Source organism: Kineosporia babensis (genome assembly GCF_021129305.1).
Classification (GTDB): Bacteria; Actinomycetota; Actinomycetes; order Actinomycetales; family Kineosporiaceae; genus Kineosporia; species Kineosporia babensis.
This window is the reverse complement of the sequence record NZ_JAJOMB010000070.1, coordinates 1-1,466: the sequence shown is the minus strand read 5'-3', so window position 1 is coordinate 1,466 and position 1,466 is coordinate 1. Positions and strand designations below refer to the sequence as shown.

The 1,466-nt window shown below is 66.7% G+C and carries 1 protein-coding gene; it reads left to right on the top strand.

From position 1 onward, the window contains the following. Positions 1-148: 148 nt before the first annotated feature. Positions 149-1,435, top strand: coding sequence for an ISAs1 family transposase (locus LR394_RS41000; protein ID WP_231450135.1), 1,287 nt, complete (start codon positions 149-151; stop codon positions 1,433-1,435). The last annotated feature ends 31 nt before the right edge of the window (positions 1,436-1,466 follow it).

The window sequence follows — 1,466 nt, the reverse complement described above, 5'->3', positions numbered from 1 at the left end:
CAGGGCTCCGGCGTACTGATGGGTTGCGGTGAGGTGGGCGGATTCGTTCCAGGGGCGTTGGTCTGACCTGGTTCAGGTGAAGGGGTTTTGGGCGGGCACGCAGTGGGAAGTCATAGCGGTGTATGAAGCCCTATGACAGGAGCACCGCGTGCCCGCGTCGGCATTGTTGCGTGCCGGTGGCCTGGTCGTCGAGTCTCTCGACGCCGACACCGGCAGAGTTGTCCAGGAGTTACCGCAGGACGTGTGGGGCCGACTGGAGGGCATCCGTGATCCCCGATCGACGTTCGGTCGCACGTATGCCCTGGCCAGCCTGGTCGCGATCGCCCTGTGTGCGCTGACCGCCGCCGGGCACGAGGGGATGACCGCCATCGGGCAGTGGATCGCCCGGGCCGGATCGGACGAACTGGCCCGGTTCAGGCTGCCATTCGATGTCCTGACCGGGTGTCACCGGGTTCCGAGCGAGAAGACGATCAGGGGTCTACTGGACCGGATCGAGCCGGCCGACCTGACCCGAGCGGTCCTGACCACAGCCCGGCCGGGACCGGCCCGTGTGGGTGGACCGGCCGGCACGCGCGGACGAAGCTACCCGGCCCGCCAGGCCAGGCGACAAGCTGACGCCCTGCGCAACGCGGTCAGACCGTGGATGAGACCTATTGCCGTGGACGGCAAAACCTCGCGCGGTGCGCGGCGATCGGATGGGCACAGAGTGCACCTGCTGGGTGTCTGTGAACACGCCAGTGCCGGTGGCCGGTTCCTGGGTCACGTCGAGATCGACGCGAAAAGCAGCGAGGTCACTCACTTCCAGGACACCCTGAGGACGATCCTCGACGGCGACCTGGCCGGTCGGGTCGTGACGTTCGACGCGTTGTTGACGGTCCGTGCTCACCTGCAGTGGCTGCACGAGGACCAGAAAGCCTTCTACATCGCGATCGTGAAGAAGAACCAGCCCACCACCTACCGGGCCTGCAAACGCCTGCCCTGGAAACACGTCCGGCCTGGTGAGACCACGCATGATCATGGGCACGGCCGGGACGAGACCCGGGCCCTGAAGTGCGTCCAGGCCGACACCCTGGGCTTGCCCGGAGCCGTCCAGGCCTTACGGATCACCCGCTGGCGGCAGAACACCCGCACTCAGAAGATCAGTAGGGAAACCGTTTACGCCGTCACCAACCTCACCAGCGCGCAGGCCGCGCCCGAGGACCTGGCCCGCCTGGCACGCGGGCACTGGGGCATCGAGGTCCATCACCATGTCCGTGATGTCACCTTCCGCGAGGATCATTCGGCCAGCCGCACCGGCCACGGCCCGGCCAACCTGGCCACGCTCCGCGCCGCTGTCATCAACACCGTCAAGGACGCCGGCTACCTCTACATCACCGACGGACGTCGAGATCACACCAGACCCGACGAAACCCTCAACCTCCACGGCTTCCCATAACCGGACAACTCACTGGTACGCCGGAGCCCTG